The sequence below is a fragment of the Methanohalobium evestigatum Z-7303 genome (assembly GCF_000196655.1).
GTDB lineage: Archaea > Halobacteriota > Methanosarcinia > Methanosarcinales > Methanosarcinaceae > Methanohalobium > Methanohalobium evestigatum.
Window position 1 is genome coordinate 844,004 of the sequence record NC_014253.1, and the last position, 20,663, is coordinate 864,666.

At 37.5% G+C, this 20,663-nt stretch carries 19 protein-coding genes; 8 read left to right on the forward strand and 11 right to left on the reverse strand.

The features are described from left to right. The first annotated feature begins 10 nt into the window (after positions 1-10). Positions 11-1,321, forward strand: coding sequence for a TldD/PmbA family protein (locus tag METEV_RS04405; protein ID WP_013194353.1), 1,311 nt, complete (start codon positions 11-13; stop codon positions 1,319-1,321). Between the two features lie 8 nt (positions 1,322-1,329). Then, on the forward strand, positions 1,330-2,367 hold the full coding sequence (locus METEV_RS04410; RefSeq protein ID WP_013194354.1) for a radical SAM protein: 1,038 nt from the start codon (positions 1,330-1,332) through the stop codon (positions 2,365-2,367). Between the two features lie 42 nt (positions 2,368-2,409). Here METEV_RS04410 and METEV_RS04415 read toward each other — a convergent pair whose 3' ends face one another. The 4 genes from METEV_RS04415 to METEV_RS04430 form a co-directional block, all read right to left on the reverse strand. After that, positions 2,410-4,119, reverse strand: coding sequence for an ATP-dependent DNA ligase (locus METEV_RS04415; protein ID WP_013194355.1), 1,710 nt, complete (start codon positions 4,117-4,119; stop codon positions 2,410-2,412). Positions 4,120-4,174: 55 nt separating this feature from the next. Continuing rightward, positions 4,175-5,170, reverse strand: a complete 996-nt coding sequence (locus tag METEV_RS04420) for a homoserine dehydrogenase (RefSeq protein WP_013194356.1) — start codon at positions 5,168-5,170, stop codon at positions 4,175-4,177. Between the two features lie 23 nt (positions 5,171-5,193). Next, positions 5,194-5,694, reverse strand: a complete 501-nt coding sequence (locus METEV_RS04425; RefSeq protein ID WP_013194357.1) for an amino acid-binding protein — start codon at positions 5,692-5,694, stop codon at positions 5,194-5,196. A 61-nt stretch (positions 5,695-5,755) separates the two neighbouring features. Beyond that, a complete protein-coding gene (locus tag METEV_RS04430; RefSeq protein ID WP_049890964.1) occupies positions 5,756-6,517 on the reverse strand; it encodes a helix-turn-helix transcriptional regulator in 762 nt (253 codons plus the stop codon). Between the two features lie 240 nt (positions 6,518-6,757). On the opposite strand from METEV_RS04430, the gene METEV_RS04435 reads away from it, so the two are divergent. From METEV_RS04435 to htpX, 4 genes are all read left to right on the forward strand, one after another. Next, a complete protein-coding gene (locus METEV_RS04435; RefSeq protein ID WP_013194359.1) occupies positions 6,758-8,308 on the forward strand; it encodes a GumC domain-containing protein in 1,551 nt (516 codons plus the stop codon). Positions 8,309-8,310: 2 nt separating this feature from the next. Next, positions 8,311-8,568, forward strand: coding sequence for a hypothetical protein (locus tag METEV_RS04440; RefSeq protein ID WP_013194360.1), 258 nt, complete (start codon positions 8,311-8,313; stop codon positions 8,566-8,568). Between the two features lie 20 nt (positions 8,569-8,588). Continuing rightward, a complete protein-coding gene (locus tag METEV_RS04445; protein WP_013194361.1) occupies positions 8,589-9,551 on the forward strand; it encodes a DUF5667 domain-containing protein in 963 nt (320 codons plus the stop codon). A gap of 343 nt (positions 9,552-9,894) precedes the next feature. Further along, on the forward strand, positions 9,895-10,755 hold the full coding sequence (htpX, locus tag METEV_RS04450; protein WP_013194362.1) for a zinc metalloprotease HtpX: 861 nt from the start codon (positions 9,895-9,897) through the stop codon (positions 10,753-10,755). A gap of 349 nt (positions 10,756-11,104) precedes the next feature. On the opposite strand, the gene METEV_RS12310 is transcribed toward htpX, so the two are convergent. Together METEV_RS12310 and METEV_RS04455 are read right to left on the reverse strand one after the other, a co-directional pair. After that, positions 11,105-11,248, reverse strand: coding sequence for a hypothetical protein (locus METEV_RS12310; protein WP_157197282.1), 144 nt, complete (start codon positions 11,246-11,248; stop codon positions 11,105-11,107). A 1,117-nt stretch (positions 11,249-12,365) separates the two neighbouring features. Beyond that, positions 12,366-13,076, reverse strand: a complete 711-nt coding sequence (locus METEV_RS04455) for a TIGR00266 family protein (RefSeq protein WP_049890966.1) — start codon at positions 13,074-13,076, stop codon at positions 12,366-12,368. Between the two features lie 187 nt (positions 13,077-13,263). Between METEV_RS04455 and METEV_RS04460 the strand changes: the two genes are divergently transcribed. Both METEV_RS04460 and aroA read left to right on the forward strand, forming a co-directional pair. Next, positions 13,264-13,917, forward strand: a complete 654-nt coding sequence (locus tag METEV_RS04460; protein WP_013194364.1) for a thymidylate synthase — start codon at positions 13,264-13,266, stop codon at positions 13,915-13,917. Beyond that, a complete protein-coding gene (aroA, locus tag METEV_RS04465) occupies positions 13,917-15,200 on the forward strand; it encodes a 3-phosphoshikimate 1-carboxyvinyltransferase (RefSeq protein ID WP_013194365.1) in 1,284 nt (427 codons plus the stop codon). The genes METEV_RS04460 and aroA overlap by 1 nt, the downstream gene beginning before the upstream one ends. 106 nt (positions 15,201-15,306) lie before the next feature. On the opposite strand, the gene mcrA is transcribed toward aroA, so the two are convergent. Genes mcrA through mcrB form a run of 5 tightly spaced genes read right to left on the reverse strand, consistent with a single transcriptional unit; the run spans position 15,307 to position 20,261 of the window. Further along, positions 15,307-17,028 (reverse strand): coenzyme-B sulfoethylthiotransferase subunit alpha, encoded by a 1,722-nt coding sequence (gene mcrA, locus METEV_RS04470; protein WP_013194366.1) that lies wholly within the window; start codon positions 17,026-17,028, stop codon positions 15,307-15,309. Positions 17,029-17,042: 14 nt separating this feature from the next. Beyond that, a complete protein-coding gene (gene mcrG, locus METEV_RS04475) occupies positions 17,043-17,792 on the reverse strand; it encodes a coenzyme-B sulfoethylthiotransferase subunit gamma (protein WP_013194367.1) in 750 nt (249 codons plus the stop codon). A 13-nt stretch (positions 17,793-17,805) separates the two neighbouring features. Next, positions 17,806-18,411, reverse strand: a complete 606-nt coding sequence (mcrC, locus tag METEV_RS04480; RefSeq protein WP_013194368.1) for a methyl-coenzyme M reductase I operon protein C — start codon at positions 18,409-18,411, stop codon at positions 17,806-17,808. Between the two features lie 5 nt (positions 18,412-18,416). After that, positions 18,417-18,923: a methyl-coenzyme M reductase operon protein D gene (mcrD, locus tag METEV_RS04485; protein WP_013194369.1), complete on the reverse strand. Its 507-nt coding sequence runs from the start codon at positions 18,921-18,923 to the stop codon at positions 18,417-18,419. Positions 18,924-18,956: 33 nt separating this feature from the next. Beyond that, positions 18,957-20,261 carry a coenzyme-B sulfoethylthiotransferase subunit beta gene (gene mcrB / locus METEV_RS04490; RefSeq protein WP_013194370.1) on the reverse strand — a complete coding sequence of 435 codons (1,305 nt, stop codon included), beginning with the start codon at positions 20,259-20,261 and terminating at the stop codon, positions 18,957-18,959. Positions 20,262-20,663 lie beyond the last annotated feature (402 nt).

Here is a 20,663-nt window from a genome sequence, read left to right on the forward strand (position 1 = left end):
AAACAACCAAATGTATGAAATGGCAAATAAAGCTCTTAAACTTGCAGAAGATAAGGGTGCCGAAGAAGTTGAAGTCTACGTTCTGGACAATCATTCAACATCTGCTGATGTTCGTAAAAATATAGTAGATAGTTCAAATGAGAATTATACAAAAGGTATCGGTATTCGCACCATAATAAATGGTGCTGTTGGATTTGCAAGTACAAATTTGTATAATCGTCTTGAAGATACAGTTAATATAGCTATTTCATCTGCAAGAGTAAGAGAAAAAGACCCTGAATGGGTTTCATTGCCGTCAAACACACAATATCCCACAATCCGTAACACCTTCGATGATAAACTGATGCTACTGGAACTTGAAGACTGTATAGACCTGACAACTCAGATGATTGAAGGTGTCACATCAATATCTGATGTTATGGCTACTTCGGGATCTTTTTCACGTTTTCACGATAAAAGATTGATAATGAACAGCAATGGCATTGAAACCGAAGAGGAAGGAACCGGTGTATCAGGATTTATAGATGTCATTACAACAACCGATAATAAAGCCACTGCATATGATTTCAAGATATCACGCAACCTTGACATAGATTTTTATGAAATAGGTAAAAATGCAGCAGAGCTTGCTCAAAAATCTCGAAATGGTATCACTATTGAACCACACAAAACAGATGTAATCCTGCACCCGTTCGCATTTGCAGATATTCTGGAAAGTACTTTAGCATCTGCAATCGATGCCGATAATGTACATAAAGGTCGTTCAAGCCTTAAAGGAAAACTAAATGAAGATATCGCCACACCTGACCTTTCTATTGTTGATGATGGCACCCTTGATGGAGGTATTGAAACCGCTCTGACAGATGATGAAGGTATGCCGTCCCAGAAAAACACTGTTATTGACAAAGGTGTTTTTAAATCATATCTCTATGATAGTTACCGTGCAGGTAAGGATAATGTAGAAAGCACTGGTAATGCCATAAGGCAATCCTACACAGATACGCCCGGTATAGGTCTAAGGAATTTTATTATAAATTATCCACAAAGTGATGTGATTTCTGAAACTGATGAGGGTGTATATATCAACACCGTGATTGGAGCACATACTGCCAATTCAATTTCAGGTGACTTTTCAGTTGAAGCCAGAAACGCGTTTACAATCAAAAATGGAGAACTTGATAAACCCATAAATTCACTTATGATATCAGGCAACGTTTTTGAATTGTTGAAAAACATTACTGGTGCAGGATATGATGTCCGCAGTGTTGGTGGGTTAGTAACTCCATCAATAAGAATTACTGATATGAATGTCATCGGATAAATTACAATATGGAAATTCCGAAATTTTTGAATCATTACTTCAAAATAGAAAATAACAATTTTCCAGCAGGTTTCAGGATTGCACAAAAAGTTCCAGTTAAATTTGATTCTGATACATCCATTGATAATTTATGGGCTATACATTCAAAGGCGATGGATAATTACTGGCAACTGTATAACAAAACATTACAGGACATCCAAAATTTTACAGATTATCCATCGGTTCATCCATCACTTATGGACCTTAAAGTCGAAATTGCATACAGGATTATTGAAAAATGTATCTTTTGCGGATGGATATGCAGAGTAAACCGTAAAAACAAGGAGCTTGGATATTGCCGAATTGGTTCTGTCTCAAGATGTGCATCCGAATTTTTACATCGGGGAGAAGAACCAGAAATTGTACCCTCTCATACTATCTTTTTCACAGGATGTGTGTTTTCCTGTGTATACTGTCAGAACTGCGATATCTCAACCAGACCCGAGAGTGGAATTGAAATCAACCCTCTCCACCTTGCAAAAATCATCGATGCAAGACGCAGAGAAGGTTCAAAGAATGTAAATTTTGTAACTCCTACACCTCATCTTCATACTGTTTTAAAAACCATCAACAACATATCAGAAAATCTCCCTGTTATATGGAACTCCAACATGTACCATTCTGAAGAAGCCAGTGAATTGCTGGAAGGTATTATAGATATGTTTCTTGCAGATTTTCGATACGGTAATAACAGATGTGCAAAGAAATATTCAAACATAAACAATTACACAGAAATCGTTAAAAGAAACTTTAAAAAAGCATATCAGCATTCTGATATAATAATCCGGCATCTTGTATTACCTGGACATATTGAATGCTGTACAAAACCCGTAATCGAATGGACAGTTGAGAACATAACACATGTTAGATTTAATCTTATGTTCCAGTATACACCCTTTTACAAATCTTGTGAATATCCAGAGATTAACCGTAAGCTTGGATTGGATGAACAAGAAAAAGCCATAGAAATAGCCAAGAATTACGGAATAGAGGATTTACTGGTTTGATTTTAAAAATAGATATAACATGAAAAACCAGATGAAAATAATTCAAGAAGAATTATTATGATTCCTGCTTCTTTGTTTCAGGTAAATATCTTCTATACGTTCTATTGTGTCTGACTCTTCAGGTGATTTATCATCCCTGACATTTACAAGTCTTGGAAATCGGAGCGCATAACCTGATTCGTAATTGTTGCTTTTCTGGATTTCTTCAAATCCAATTTCAAAAACGATTTCAGGTTTGAATTCTATTTTTCGCCCTTTTTCACTAACTATCAAATCTGAGAAAAGACTGGTAAGTTCTTCCAGTTTTTCATCGGTGATACCTGTTGCCACTTTCCCTATAGGCAAATATTGACCCCTATCCCTGTCATAGCAAGCGATAGCATATGAACCGATGAGATTGGCTCTTCTTCCATAACCCCATTCTCCCCCTATAACAACAAGGTCAAGTGTCTCCATTATGGGTTTTTTCTTTAGCCAGTTTTTCCCACGTTTACCGGGTGAATACGGTGATTCAGGGTTTTTAATCATGATACCTTCATGACCTGCTGATAGTGCATTATTGTATACCCTGTTAGCCTCTTCAACATCACTGGTTAGGATTTGTTTATCCACTTTAATTGATTTAGTGTTTTCAACAATGTTTCCAAGTATCTCTCTTCTGTATTTAAGCGGCAGGTCGATATAACTTTCACCATCAAGATACATAAGATCAAACATATTCAAAATAATAGGAATTTCTTTGGATGTAGACAATACGTCATATTTTCGTCTAAAACGCCTCAAAATATCCTGAAAAGCACGTGGACGTCCATCTTCGTCTATTGCCACCGCTTCACCATCAATAATTGCAGTATCGGCATTCAACTGGTTCTTGACAGATTCAACAATATCGGGAAGAGAATTGGTAACGTTTTCAAGTTTCCTTGAGAATATGTTTACCTCTTCCTTGTCCTTGTGTATCTGAACTCTTGCTCCATCGAATTTCCACTCGATTGCTGCAGTACCCATCTCATTAAACGCAGTTTCAATGCTTGGCGTAACCTGTGCAAGCATCATCCTGACAGGACGGTTTACCTGTATATCAAGTTTTGAAACTTCCTCTTCACCTCCCTGCTGAGCAGCTACTGCCACTGCACCCAAATCATTTGTCAGCATAAAACTGCGTTCCAGCTTTTCTACTGGAACATTGAAAGCCTTCGATATTGCATCACGAACTATACCCTCTCCAACTCCTATCCTTAACTCTTCGACTGCGAGTCTTGAAAGATACCTTGCCTCTTCAGGAGAAGATGCATTGAACAGATATTGAAGGTTTTTTACTTTCTGGTTCTGTGAACCTTTACCTGATACATTGGCTATACGTTTGAGCCGGTCTGAAACTTCAAGTATTGTAATCTGAGGCGTTGGTTCTTCAACAAAAGACGAAAAAGTAACCTGGTTCCTGGACAATTTTGACAGTGCCCTTACTGCGGTTTCTCCTATATCACCTGTATCACGGATTATGTTTTCAATATCATCAACTGATAAACCAGATGCTTTGGAAAGTGCTGTATAGAGAAGACTTTCACCGATACCAAGTTCCTGAGAACTCCATGAAGGAAATATCTGACCCATTATAAAATGTGTCACCACTGGTAACTCATCCGTATCTACTTTAGCCAGTAAATCTGCTACCTGGTCTGTCATCTCAAGGGAACTGGTAATTTTTTCTATATTCTTGCAGGCATCTGCGAATTGTTTGAAACTTGTCATATTGATACTAAATTTTTCATGGGTTTGGTGATATAAATTTTTGGCTGATTAATATTTAATCCCTGTAAATGGAAACTATGTCACTTAAAACCGCACTGGCTGTCTCGATAGAACCTGCTCCTCTGCCTGTTACAGTAACCGTACCTGAAAGGTCGGTCTGGATGGATGCTACATTCAAAGTACCTCCTACTGCCAGTGGACTGTCTTCAGGCACCAGCCTTGGAGCTACTCTTATCAGGTTGTCCTTAACTTCACCAATAAGTTTGATTACATAACCGTTATTCTGTGCAAGTAAAAGGGATTCTGGTGTTATCTTTGTAATGCCTGTAACATCTACGTCTTTATAAGAGAGACACATACCAAATACTGAGTTTGCCAGTATTACCAGTTTGCATGCAGAATCTATACCATCTACATCATAACTGGGGTCAGTTTCCGCAATCCCGAGTTCCTGAGATTCTGCAAGCATCTGTTCATAAGGTGCATTTTCCTCCATCATACGTGTCAGAATATAGTTACAGGTTCCATTCAGGATGCCTTCTACACTGATTACATCATTACCTGCAAGTACATCTTTTATAAGATTGATTATTGGCATCGCACCTCCGACAGTTGCCTCGAATCTGAAATTTGAACCTGAATTTCTGGACGCTTCCATTAGCTCATTGTATTTCAATGCCAGTGGTCCTTTATTTGATGTTACAACATCTTTGCCACTGTTGAAAGCTGACAACATATTTTTAAGACCAATGCCACCTGTATTAATATCTGTAGAAGTAGTCTCAATTACAAGGTCATGGTCAACTGATTCTATAATTTCAAGACTGGACTTATCTTCCAGTGCAACTGTACCCTTTTCACGTTTGCGAGCTAAAGCAGAAGATAAATCAATACCATCAGTATTAATTTCAGAACCCTTGGAATCAGAAATTGCTATAATTTTGATATCAAGACCGACGTTTTTTAGATAATCTTGTTTTTTCAACAATACTTCTGCTACTCCCTGTCCGACTGCTCCAAATCCGCTGATAGATGCACGTATCGTTTTCATTGCATCACTAACCTTTATGTAAATTAAGTTTCAATAGGCTCTACTACAAGCAGGTCTTTTTCTTTAGCGACCTCTTTCAGCAGGGAAATTGAATCATTCAATTCTTCTTTACCTACTGCATCAATTTTTAAAAAAGCCGAAGATGTCTGGTCTATTTTGGGCATGGATAATGTTAAATCCACTACTTCAGCATAGCCTGTTCTGTCTACTGTATCTATGGTATCTTGAATGTCATTGTGTACAATATGCCCTATCAGAACTACTGCACCACGCTCAACAAAACGCTGTTCTCCAACTTTTGCTACACCTATTCCTCGCTCTTTAAGTTGTGATTTTAGTTCATCAAGTTTTTCTGGGTCGATATCAATTACACATTGTACAGGAATCTTACTGCGGCGATTTTTTTCTTTTTCATGATGATGAACCACAGATATGAGATTTCCCTTTAAGTCCGATATGGGCTGCAGTGCCTGGAGCAATTGACCAGGTCTATCCTGTAATTCAATATCCATTGAAACTCTCATTTATACCCTCTTGGTTTTAACTATGATAAAGATAATTTCATAACTAATATTTTTTCGCTTTTCATTCATTGTTGTCATTCAATTCATCAACAATTCGTACTACATTACCACGACCCTTTTTAAATTTTTCAACATATCCCCTTTCTTCAAGATCAGATATCATAAGACTTATTTTTGCTTCTGAGTATTTCAATCTATTCCGGAGGTCTTTTTGAGTAATTCGACCTCCACTTTTTTTTACAACATCAAATACTTTTTGTAAATCATCAGGCAATGAATCCTCATCCATTAATAATTGTTCTGACTCTTGAAAATCTGCAGATGGTGGTAGTTCATTTACAGTACCATTTTGTCCACTATAAAACCTTTTAAAGACTATAAAAGATAAAGCAGCCAGTGAGAAAACAATTACTGGTATCAGATATATTATCAGATGGTTATCATCTTCTTTACCATCAATAAGCTTTGAATCATTTTCAAAACTTTCTGAAATCTGTGATGATTCAGTATCATTAAGAAGATTTGTATCATATACCGGTGTGAGCAACAAATCCAGTGAATAATTGCCTCCACTTTTAATGGTTATATTTTCCTGTGTCCTATAAGAAATTGTGCCGTTTTGATAGGATTTTGCTGTTATTTGATAATCACCAGGGGATAAACTAAATGTATATACGCCATACTCTGCCACAATCGACTGCTTAGGAGTAGAGTTTACAGTAACAATTGCATTTTCAACAGGTTCAAACGTTTCCCAGTTGTAAATTTCACCATGTACCGTTGCAGTGGTTTCTGCATTAACTGGAATGATTAAAATCAGCACCAATATTATGCAGAATGTTAGTTTAAATATATTTTTAAGGCACACATCAGTATGTTTAACATTTTTTCATATATATTTTATCATAAAATTATCCAAAGGTTCATAAAGTTTTGTAAAGGTAATGAAGTGTTTATAAAGCTTTGATTAAGATTTAAACTGACCTATATATTTCATAAACTAAAGTATATTTAAATTTTCGAAAAAAGCAATGGTTGTATTGTAATAATGGAGGTGTAAAAGATGAAATTGAATACAAAGAAAATCCTTACATGCTTAACAGTTATACTACTAATTATAAGTACTATACCTATAACTGTATCCGCTTCAGAAGATAGAGGAAGAGATACAGATGACAAAAGACCAGAAATAGCAAAAAACAAATCACTAAATGAAAGTGAAAAAGAAAATCAGGAAGAGGAATTAGAAGAACGTGAAGAAAAAATCGAAAGAAAACAGGAAAGAATAGAAGAAAAAATTGAAAATAAAACCGAAAAACGTGAAGAAAAGTTGGAAAAAAAGCGGGAAAGAATTGAAAACAAAAACGAAAAACTGGAAGAGAAATTAGAAGAACGTAAAGAAAAAATTGAAAGAAAGCATGAAAGGGTTGAAGAAAGGATTAAAAAAAGGAAAGAACAGCTTGAAAATGCAAGAAACAATTATGCAAAAGCAAAATCTAATTTTCATTCTATAAACAAAAAAGTTTCCGGCAATAAATTGAATCCAAATTCTGAAAAAGTGATAAATGCCACTAAAAACTACCTGAACAGCACTCTGGATTATATGATAGAACATCTTGAAAATAAAAAGACCAATATTAATGCATCAAATGCAAATTTTACAGATAAAAGTATTGAAGATTTAAATGAATATATAAACGAGTTAAAACAAAAAAGGGTTGAATTAAAATCCGCAGAAACCAGAGAAGAAATTTCAGAAATATCCGATGAGATTCGCGAAATATGGAGAGATGCTCAGACAAATTCAAATTCTATAGCAATAAAAACAGTCAATGAGCGTATTAATGAACACCTTGAAAAATCAAAGTCCATATCATTACGGATTGAAAAAGAAATCAAACAACTGGAAGCAGAAGGTAAAAACGTTAGCGACGTAGAAAAACTGCTTAACGGATACAAAGAAAAAATCAGTAATATAAAAGAACATCAGAGTAATGCTGAAAAGATATACAGTAACGCGACTGATGAAAAAAGCATAAAAGATGCAAAATTAAAGCTTCAAAAAGCAATCAGTGAGCTTAAAGAAGCAAATATCATATTAAAAGAAATTTTTAAACAAATAAAGGATTACAGAAACGATTCCATAAAGCTTGATGGTCAAAAAGATGTTAATGCTTCAGGTGATGGTACTGCAGTTTTATCAGGAAATCTTGACATCAATATATCCACCGCAGATGCAAAAATGGTAATTAAAGACTTTTCAGGTGATGCAAAAGTAAACATTACCGGTAATTATTCTAAAGTTAACAGGAACAAAAATAAGCCTGAAGGTCTGAAAGACAACCGAGCTTTGGTATATCACGGTTTGATCGGTAATATAAACGTATCAGGTTCAAGCCTTACCGTGATGGTCAACGGCGAAAATATTGAACTTAATGCTGATGGTGTGGGAAGTATAGTTTTTTCAGAAGGTGATTTTGGCATTGAGAACAGTTCAAACAATTTGAAAGTTGGTTTGGACGAGGACATCAAAAATACCACCAGTAGCAACACCAGTTCACAGTACAATAATACTACTGACAATACCAGTGTAAGTACAGTGGGGGATGAATAAACATGAGCAGGACAAACCATCTCATTGTATTAATATTGCTCATTCCAGGCATTATGCTTTCAGGATGCATCAATTCAGATTCATCTCCAGACAGCGATAATCAACAAACAACTACTGACAATACGAGTTCAATACTTGCCAAAAACAATGCCATCCTGACAGATACAGAAATAGAATCACTGGAAAATGAAACAAAAGAACTTGACAGATTGATAGAAAGCATGGACACAGATGAAAACATAACATTTGAAGGTATTTAAAAATCTTTAAGGTGATACAGATGAAAGTAAAATATGCAAAAGCACTGACTATAGCCAGTATAATGATACTAATGTTTACCATGAGTGCAACTGCACAGGATGAAGATTTACCAGATCCGGGAATTACACCTGATAGTCCTTTTTACGGAATCGATAAAGCAATGGAATCCATACAGGGTGTATTTAACTCAGGGAACGAACAAAAATCAAGATATGGATTGAACATTGCTGAAGAAAGAATTGCAGAAGCAAAAGCAATGGCTGAGAAAGGAAACTACCAGCTTTCCGAGGAAATGTCAAATGAATATGAAAAACAGATAGAAAATACAATCGAAACTGGAAACTCTATTTCCGATTCAGCTCAAAGAGGAGATATTCAGGGGATAATTGCAAATGCAACAACAAGACATCAACTAATACTTGAGAAAGTAAGAAATGATTTGCCAAAGACTGCACAGGAAGCAATAAACAATTCACTGAAAGCGTCTTCAAGGGGTAGAGAAAAATCTTTGAAATCACTGGGCGATACCAATCCTGCAAAAGCTGCAAAAATAAGATTTGAATTTGCAAATAACAGAATAAATTCAATAAAAGGAAATGCCAGTAAAGAAAAACTGGTAAATGAACGAGTTAGGGAATATGCAAATGAAATGAATAATACGCAAGAATTGATAAAAAAATCAAATACTGAAAATATGAATGTAACAGCACTTGAAGAAAAAGTTGCAAACGCTACTTCAAAACACCTAACCGTCCTAAAAAATGTCCATGACAAAGTACCCGAACCTGCAAAAGACGCCATAAAACATGCCATGAATGTATCTGTAAGAGGGCATAAAAAAGCTCTTGAAAATCTGCAGGACAAAAATCCTGAAAAAGCTGAAATGATTAAAAAGAACATACCAGATTTTGCAAAAAGCAAAAACACCACTGAAAACACAAGTAACAAAACCAGTCCTGATATGGACAAAAACAACAGCTAAAAAACAACCTTCCGGAAACACCGGTAATAAAAGTCAGAATAATAGAGGTGATGTCATCACGAACCGCTAATACAACAAATCTAAACTCATATTTTTTTACAAAAAACAATAAACTGATTGGCACATAAGGTATATATATTTGAAAAACAATTTATATTACAGTTAAACCATTATTTTTAATTCTAATTAAACTTAAATGAATAACATCATGTAGCACAACTTTTAATAAGAATACGATAGTTTAACATATTGAAAGTGTTTACTACTTGACACAGACACAACTTTTCAATAATAAATTTTAATCAAAATATTAACATGTAAACTTAAAACCTATGGGGTAAACATGAGAAAAGAAACATTTAAAACCACACTGCTACTGGCATCCCTAACCGGACTCCTTATAGTAATTGGAGGAGCAATCGGTGGACGTGGTGGCCTCATATTTGCATTTTTTATAGCCGTTATAATGAATTTTGCAAGTTACTGGTACAGCGACAAAATTGTTCTTAAAATGTACCGTGCAAAGGAAGTAAACGAATCCGAATATCCTCAACTGTACAGTATCGTAAGAAATCTTGCAACAAAAGCTAACCTTCCGATGCCAAAAGTATACGTTGTAGAAACTTCCATGCCCAATGCATTTGCAACCGGGAGAAACCCAGAAAATTCAGCAGTTGCTGCAACTACCGGTATAATGAACCTGTTGACACCTGAAGAACTTGAAGGTGTATTTGCCCATGAGATGGCACATGTAAAACACCGTGATACACTTGTAAGTACTATAGCAGCCACAATTGCCGGTGCCATCACAATGCTTGCCTATATGGCTCAATGGGCTGCGATATTCGGTGGCTTAGGCAGAGATGATGAAGGCGGCAACAATATTATAGGCTACCTTGCACTTGCTATCCTTGCTCCAATTGCAGCCACTATAATCCAACTGGCAATATCCCGTTCCCGTGAATTTGCAGCGGATGCCGAAGGTGCAAAAATCACCAATAAACCATGGGCACTTGCAAATGCATTATCAAAATTGGAACAGGGTGCTGCAAACTATAAACCAAGAAAAGATGAAGTAAAAGCTTCAGAGAACACTGCACATATGTTTATCGTCAACCCGCTTAAAGGTAAAACTTTAGCCAGTCTGTTCAGAACCCATCCAGTTACAGAAGAAAGAATCAAACGCCTTAAATCAATGTATTAAAACATTGTTACTCATCTGGTCAAATATGTCCAGATAATTTTTTATCTGTTTTTAAAATTAAAAAGGGATTTGTTTTCGTTTTCAGTTAGAGGAGATACATATGCTGGTCAAATGAACAGTTTTTGTTTTCTTTTATTATAGTTAATTTTTCATCTTTGAACTTATCAAAATCAGAATAATAATCTTCATCTTTTTTAATTAAAACCAGAGATCTTTCAGCACGGATATTTTCGACAATTTTTATTATTTGGGGTGGAATTTTGGACTCTTTAATAGCTTCATTTAAATATTTAGTTTTGATTTTTCATCTTAACTACAACACACAAAAATATCTCTTATAGCCCTGAAATTACATACCTGACGTACTCCAACGGATAAATCCGTTGGGTTCTGTGGTCGCCATCCATCTTGACGTTGCCACTTGCGGGGCGCCAGTACTCCCGTACGATGCATCTCTGTCTGCACCGCATCGTTTGTGCTTGACACAAGGCATTGTTTGATGGAACCTGATGATACACAAACAACCGACTTAACAATGTCTTACATCAGGCAGCTTGCTCAAAGCAACTGTACACTGAAAGCATTGCTGTATCTATAATACTATATATACTATATAAAATAAAAAAGTTATGGTTGACAAATCAATAATCAACGGGGTTGTTTCATCCAACGGTTAGAAACCGTTGGCTTTCACGTACCCCTGTTGCCCCACTTTCGTAAAAATAACTCCAATTAGGATTTTTTAATCCGTTGTAATGGTAAAACATCAGACTGAAATACGATAAAATTTCAGGTAAAAGAGGATATTATGGCCCTTTTTTGGCTTATATATACCTGCAAAACAGAACCATGTACAACGAAATGCTTCTGAAAAATAGGATATGCTTGAGTGTATGACGAAGCTGAAATCGAATACATGGATAGATTTCAAAATCTTGAAAAGGAAGCTGTTGAAAATAAAAGAGGACTGTGGAACAATTGAATGAATTTAATTAATAATGGATAATCAATAATGGTTATAAAGCCGTTGAAAATTTTAACGCCATTATAGTATTTAACACTGGAAAAATAAAAGCATCATTTATTATATATATTTACAATTTCATAGTAAGGGATAGACAGTAGACGTAGATAACGAGGGAAAATCTACGCTTGTCTGAAAGTAGTGGACGAGCATTTCAATGATTGAGTGGGGTTCAACCATCGGGGAGATGTGGTTAAAGTAGTCAAAGTGGCCTTATCTACCCAATCTGTGTAATTTGGGGGAAGTTATACAGGTTGGGTGGCTAATCACCATTTCATATGTCTGATGTATTACAAATCTACACTCTCAAATCTAAATTATCTATATATTATATAGTTGTTCTGGTTTTTTGATTTTGAATAATAGAATTTAAAAAATAGTTTATATGTAGTCCAATTAAAAATCATATTACTTATTTTTCACCCTGCATCCAGAACTTATTCTACATAGCAAGCATATTGTAAACCGGAACTTCATCAGTCCATGAAACAGCATTACTCGTTGTAATTACGATTGGCATTATTATAAATATGCTTACAAAAAGTATAAACGAAAGAGTACTCTATATAAAGTTAAAAAGGAGAAATTATCTTTCACCTTGTTGCTGGAACGTAGATGCTGCCAGTATTCTGTCTGCAAGTCGAGATAACGGGAGACTCTGAAGATATACTGTACCTGGACCTTTTAACGATGCCAGAAAAACCCCTTCACCTCCAAAGAGTGCATTTTTAAATCCACCTATAAACTGGATATTGTAGTCTATACTATCAGTAAAAGCAGCAAGACATCCAGTATCTACTCTTAAATGCTCCCCATCAGCAAGCTCCTTTTTAATTATTGTACCTCCAGCATGTACAAATGCCATACCGTCACCAGAAAGTTTTTGCAAAATAAAACCTTCTCCACCAAAAAAACCAGAACCTAATCTTTTTGTTAATGCTACATCTATGTCGATACCCTTCGCCGCACAAAGGAAAGCATCTTTCTGGCACAGAATATTGCCATCAAATTTTGCAAGGTCGATAGGTATGATTTTCCCAGGATAAGGTGCTCCAAAAGCAACAAAGCCTTTATCCTTACCCTCATAAACAAAACTTGTTATAAAGAAACTTTCACCTGTAAGCATACGTTTTAAACCGCTGAACAGTCCTCCTCCTGTTGAGGTTTGCATTTTAATGCCAGGTCCCATATATGCCATCGCTCCTACTTCCGCCCTCACCGATTCTTCTGGGTCCAATTCTACCTCAACAATTTGCATATCGTCGCCTATTATATTATAATCGATCATATCTGCGATAATTATACCTCCAATATTCTATAGTACAACACAAATAAAAATAAAATCTATGTTCTACCCTTTCTGGATATATAAAAAGTTTAGATTAAATAATTATCTATAACAGAAATACTGAAAAAAGATGAGGGTTTTTTATATAAAGACAGAAAAATGGGTTCATAGTCCAGCTGGATTCAAGGAGACAACAATGACTGTAGATACATCTATAGGGAGGGTCATAAAGGCTCGCACAATAAGTGATGCATGGTACAGGGGTATTAATACTATCTGGAATCAGGGCAGTGTGATAACTGATGAAAGGGATAGTCAGATTTTGGAATACATGAATCTGATGATAACTATCGATGACCCGTATACCAAACAAATCCCTGAAGATTTTTCCTGGAACAGAGAACGTCTGGATGAATATTCAAAACAGCTTATTAGCGGGGATAATACCCAGAACTTTGAATATACCTATGGACAGCGTCTTAGAAACTGGAATGATGAAATTGACCAGATATCCTATGTTATTGACAAATTGACAGAAAGTTCGTCCACAAGAAGAGCGACTGCTGTAACATGGGTGCCTCCTATAGATACCAAAGTAGATGAAGTTCCCTGTATGATAATAGATGATTTTAAAATCCGGAATGGAAAACTACATTTAACCACATTATTTCGAAGCCATGATTTTGCGGGAGCATATCCAGCAAACCTTTACGGATTATCAGGTTTACTCAGATATGTAGCTGAGAAATCCGGAGTATCCACTGGAAAAATAACCACTATTAGTGTTTCTGCACATATATATGAGCATGACTGGGATAAAATAGAAGATATCATAAAAGGGGTTTATTAATGAAAGTAGGAGTCGATAATTCTAAATTGCATGGTGAACTGTATGCACCACCATCCAAAAGTTACACTCATAGAGCAATAACTATAGGGTCACTGTCACATCAATCAACAATCCATAGACCTCTACTTTCTGCAGATACAGAAGCAACTATAAGAGCATGTGAAATGTTTGGTGCCAATATCGAAAAAAAGAACAATAAACTGGAGATTAATGGTATTGATGGTGCACCGCATGTTCCTGAGGATGTGATTGATGTTGAAAATTCTGGTACAACACTTCGTTTCATGACAGCATTAGCTACACTCACAGATGGAGTTACTGTTTTAACAGGTGACCGTTCGGTACGTACAAGACCAAATGGTCCATTGCTTGAAGTGCTGCAAAATCTTGGGGTAGATGTATTCTCAACACGGAATAACGGACGTGCACCTCTTGTTGTCAAAGGTGGACTCAAAGGCGCCATCACAAAAATTGACGGTTCTATTAGTTCCCAGTTTGTATCTGCTCTTTTAATCGCCTGTCCTCTTACAAACAATAGTACTACCCTTTCAATAAAAGGAGAACTAAAATCAAAACCATATGTTGATATAACCACTGAAATTATAGAAAAAGCTGGATGCGAAATTTTTGTTGACAAAAACCACAATACCAAATTTATAATTCCTGCAAAACAAAAATATGACCTCAAGGAGTACACTGTTCCGGGCGACTTTTCATCCGCATCTTATCTGCTGGCAGCAGCTGCTATGACAGGTTCCAAAGTTACAGTTAAAAACCTGTTCCCATCCAAACAGGGTGATGTGAAAATTATCGATATATTGGAACAAATGGGAGCAAATATTCACTGGGACAAAGATAAAGGTGATGTTAGTGTGAATGGAGGCGACCTGAATGGAATAACTGTTGACTTGGGAGCATCTCCTGACCTGTTTCCAACAATTGCTGTTCTTGGTACTGTTGCCAAAGGAACCACGGTTATAAGAAATGCAGAACATGTCCGCTACAAAGAAACTGATAGAATACATGCTATGGCAAATGAACTCCAGAAAATGGGCATTAAAGTCAAAGAAGAAAAAGACAGACTTACAGTTAATGGAGGTAACCTCAAAAAAGCCAATGTTTATGGTTGGCACGACCATAGAATTGTTATGGCATTAACAATTGCAGGATTGATTGCAGGTGATACTACTGTTGACACTGCTGAGTCAGTATTTATATCGTATCCTAATTTCTTTGAAGACATGCGAAAAATCGGGGCAAATATAAAAATTGTTAATGAGTAATAAGAAAGCTCTGTTCCCAATTGTGCTGATTAATCAGCCATTTTATTTTTGAGTTAAAAAAAAGAAAGAGATAGACGTTTTCAAACGTCTACCTTAAAGTTTTTGTTTATTCTGCCGGTATGATGAGTGACCTTTCACCAGCAGGTTTGAACTCTCTGAGTGCACCTCTACCGAATTCTCTTCTTGGTTCTTTGAAGTCGAATGGGAGAAGGTCATCGGCAAATGCAATCTTAATTAGTGGGTTTGTTGCAAATGCGTCACCACGTCCTGCATGTGCACCGGATGTGATTGCTGCATATCCGCCCTGATGTCCTACGTTCATTGCGTAGTTTGGATAGTTTGGACCACGGAGTTCAAGTGGCAGACCTTCATCGGACTGGTAGGAGAATACGTTTGCTGCTCCACACTGATCCTGGAGATCGAATCCAAAGAACCCGAGACGTCCGTGTGCCTCTTTATGCAGATACATGCTAAGATACCATGCGGAAAGACCTGCATTGGAGTTACCGGTTGCAATGGAAGTTGCTGAACCTGCTGCTGCTGAGAGTACTGTTGCTCTCTGTGAACCACCGAAGTGGTCTTCAAGTGCAGTTGGGTATTTCTCGTAGTTCTCAAGTCCGTAGAGGGTGGATTCTGTTGCGATATCTTTAACAACATCCATAGTTGCTGGTGCTTTGTTGTCAGCTCCTGGTTTTCCAGCATTGTTGTATTTGTCGTTTATGTATTCAATATCGTAATAGAGGTTGTCATCCAGAATGTTGTTGGTGTATGCTGCTGTTGCATACTGGGTGAAACCTACACCACCAGACATGTATGATCCAAGCCAGATCTGGTCATAGAGCATACATCCTGCACCGACAACTTCCAGTGCTGTCTTTGCCGGATCATCTGGATATGCACGGCTGGTCTGGATGATATCAGCCATGTGTCCGAATGGAATACCACCTGGTTCATTTTCAGCACGGGCTCTTCTTGCCGGGAGCATTTCTCCCATGTTGATAACAGATGCATGTTTTGCAGCGTATGAAAGGTCAGCTACTGCTGCTTCACCTGCACACATGTGGTATGCATTAATGAAAGACATACCAAGCTGCATTGCCATCCATCTACGTGTCTGACCACCGTCTGTTGTCCTGCTTACAACTGTTGGAATGTGTGCAACCTGCCAAGTGGTCTTACCGATAGATTCTTTGAGCTGTTGTGCCTGGTCTTCTGGGAATTCTTTATCTATGTCAATGAGGAACTGGTCATCAATTTCATCAGCAAGGTCGTCGTCACCGGTGAAGATTTTTACATAACAATCTTCAGTGAGCCCTGGATGAGTTTCAACCATATGTTCCTGAACGACTGCACCACCAGGAATTGCATGGTTTAAGACTTCGAGGTAGTGGTTGATAGTTTCAGGTGTTACTTCAATACCGAGCCTTTTTTCCAGTGTTTCGTGAGCACTGTCCATACCTACAATACAGGTTCTTCTGATGTCGTCCCACATCTGTTGCATTGCAGCGTTGTTGACATAGTGAAGGTCATCCATTTCGGTGAGCATATCTGTACCGGACAGATAGGATGGTGTCAGTGCCCTCTGACCAAGCTGAACTCCTCCTGCATGAAGATCAGGGTTGTATCCTACAAGACCTCTCTTTTTGGATAACTCCTGACCAGCTTTCAGCATTTCCATCTTTCTGGGGCTCTGAGCAACACCCATTCTTTGGTACTCTGTCTTTTTATCTGTTATTTCACCGCCGCTCTGCTTGTTATCTCCGAATTCCTGGGTGAATTTTCTTTCTAATTCTTTCTTAAACCTTCTTTCTTTGTCTTTATCCACCATTTATATCACCTCGTTTATTTTGGCTGGAATCCATATTCAGTTCTCTGTTCCCATATTCTGTGTACCCATTCAACTACTTCATCATCATCTCTGAATGGTACATTGTCTGCTCTGTATATGGTAGTCCTTTTGGCTGCCTCATCTTCAGACATTGGTTTACCAAGGTCGACCTTCTTGTCAATCGGTCTTGCCTGCTGGTCTTTGTCCATAACAATGGTGCCGTTTTCGAGTCTGCGTCTGTCAAGCATATCGAACATTACACCATCTTCCTGGAGACGTAGTGAGTGCCCGTGTACAGTTGCTCCTCTAAGTCCTGCAAGACCTGGGCAGGTCATTTCGGTTTCAAGCTGTACTTTTGTCATTTTTTCCATATCCCTTTCACGGGCTTCAACCAGCTGACGACCGGAAAGTGTACCTGGATCTACCGCTCTGAAATTAATTGCTGCATGGTAGGTTCTGAAGTATGGTGTAGCAGGTGCATTGTACATTGAATCTACCCACTGAGCATATCTTATACGGTCTCCTGCTTTTGCACCTTCTGTTGGTTCTACGATTTCCCTGATTGAACACTCTGGTTCTCCCATTTCTTCCAGTGGTGGATGGGTACTTGGGTAATCACTTCCAGGTGAACGATGTCCTAATATTAGGGTCAAGTCTTCATCTGATATTTCTCGAAGTTTTTCGAGATCATTTGACATGTGTTTAGATCTGTTTTTTGCAACAGATGTTTTACCAGGATGATACTGTTTCTCAATTTCTGCCATATTATCACTCCTTTTATTCAATGGATTTTAATGTATTTTTAACATCTTTAACAAGTTCATTTAATTTATCTCTGGAACAGGCTTCTCCTCGTGTAACTCCTGTTACAATTTCCATAACCGTCCCTTTTGTGAGAATATCTTCATCTTTAGGTTTAACATATCTGGTTTTTATTCCCGCTTCTGCCAAGTCTTCAAAATCTACCAGTGCCTGACTGACAACAATTGCAGGTATTTCCACATTTTCAAGGATTTTCCTTATTTTTTTTATTATATGTTGAGCCACATTACCTACATGGATAACTGCAAGTTTATGCCTTGCAATTTGGTCTGTTTCTTCGGGCTCAATTCCAAAACTGCCAGATATCAGACCAGATTCCGGCTGACCGGTACCCCCGCTCAGCACCAGCACACTGACCTGTATGCCAGCCTGACGCATCCCGTAGGTAAGTTCACAGACGGGTTTTGTGATATGCCTTCTGCCGGGGCCCATTGCAACTGCTATTACATCAGGACGGGCAGCTTCAGAAAGTGTTCCTTCTTGGGCAAGACCTCCACCTCTACATTGCCCCATCCCGTGTCTGCAATCTACTACTTGTGTTTCCCGACCGAATATTGGCATATCAATCATTCCTCATCTTCGTTTTCAGGTTTGTTCAACACAAAAACCTGGCTTTCTTCACTCGCTTTGGGATCAGACAAGCCGCGCCTTTTTGGATCAGCATTGGGTCCCCGTTTGGCATAATCGGTTACTGTCGATTCTTTGGGTATGAAATACCCTTCTCTAAGTTCGTATTTACAGGGCAATACCTTTTCAGCTATAGTCTCTATCTCTTCTTCAACATCCTCATCTGTGATTTCCAGACGTATCCGTCCTACACTTATAGATAATTCAATCGCTGTATCGCCTATCTGTATAACCTTTCTGTGAGGATGCTCTACATCCTGACCTGTTGCTGGTCCTGAAGGTACCGTCAGGGGAAGACGTGGTCCATGAATAAACGCTCTTATAATTCCATCCACTTCACTCAATTCTTCCAAGAGATTTTGAGTCGTTTCTGGTTTTAACAATCTTGTAGGGAATAATTCTATCTGCAAATATTCTTCATCTGGCTCTGAAGCGGTTTCAACCATTATATTACTTCCTGTATAAACCTAAAGATTTACTTAAAGTGCTTTTGCTACTGCATCAATTGGTTCTCTGAAAGTTTCTATTGAACCAAAGACATCTCCTATAAGTGAGGAAGTTGCTTCAGGTGTGAACATCTGAGTACCTGCATCAAGTGATGCTGATGCTGCAACACATGGAATTGCAAATCCTCTTGAGTGTCTGGTTACAATGTGGTTACCATTGAAGATACCAGGTCCACCTCCTCCATAGATGGAGTGACTAAAGAACGAGAAACCTACTGAAGTACCCTGTACTCTACCATAGTCACATCCGGGTAGTCCTGTTTCTTTTTCAATTATGTCGTTGAAGTAGAGCAAGGTTGAAGATACGTTCTGTGGGCTTCTACCTGCACCACAGTTTACCATTGAAGCAGCGAGTTGACCTGCAGCTGCATATGCATTCCACATTGGTACGTCGTTTGCTTTGTAGAATGAATATCCTGATGGTGCTGTTTTATCAACAGATATTACATTGTCTTCAAGTGCTCTGTTGACGGTTGAATCAATAACAGTACCTATAGTACCGTCTTTACCGTTATCTTTTATAATATCATAGACAAGGTTGTTTGCATTAAGTCCCTGATAAGCAAGTCCAAGTAACTGCTGCCTTTCAAATTCTCCTACTGCGTTACCCATTTCATACATGGCTACCTGTTCGTAGATGGATGAAAGACATGCAGCATTCATTGCTTTCTTGTTGGTAATTGCTACTATGTGGTTTGTCATGATGTTTCTCAAGGAGTAGCCAAGACCTTCATTCTGCTGAGGTATCTTGAGAATAGATGCTATGTTTCCTCCTGAGAGGTCTACTGTTTGTGGATAACTACCCCATACAGCTGCTTTTACGATAGGTGCTACGAACATATCAGTGTTGAATTTGTCTATAATGGACTGTACAGTTGCTGCTGCACCTACTGTAGTTGCTGATGCATAGTCAGCTCCTGCCTGAAGCCTTTCATCTGGTACTTGGATAAGTAGCTGTTTACCACCATAAAGTGATTCAACATTGGTATCGTCATTTGGGTCTACTCTTACAAGTTCCTCAACGGAATCACGGATGCTGTCTGCGTTTCCGACAAGGTCATAATCGAGTTCATATCCAGGTATATGTCGGCCTTTTCCGCCCATTTTACCTGTTGAAAGTGCTTTTTGAATACCATTAAGATTGATTGCTACTGATTTCTTGGTATCGTCGATGATTTTCTTGATTGCATCGTTCTTTGTTGGTGCAATGTCCATTAAGTCAACATTGCTTTCTAACAATTTTCCTCTGTCATTGTAGAGATCTATATTATCAGCCACGATTCTACCTCCATTTTGGTTTTTGGAAATAACTATTTCGGGATTTGAATGCACAACATCGGTTGTTGAATAATCACATGGAATTATTGATTATGTTGTACATAATCCCGAAGTTATTTCACTACTTGTCTATAAACCAATTAGGTTTAAAGCTTTTGCATTTATCGGGACGATTTCATACATATTAACACTATTGATAATTATAAACTCCCGATTTTTAATTAACAACAACCCATTAATCATGACTATAATCCTCATATTTATATATTACACCATTATAAAAGAAAATCAAAAATTTAAAATTGAACAATTATATTGATTTTTAATGATTTTTATAACCAAAGGGTCACAAAGCTAACAAAAACCGGATTTTTAAATAATATTTGGATAATACAAAAATAT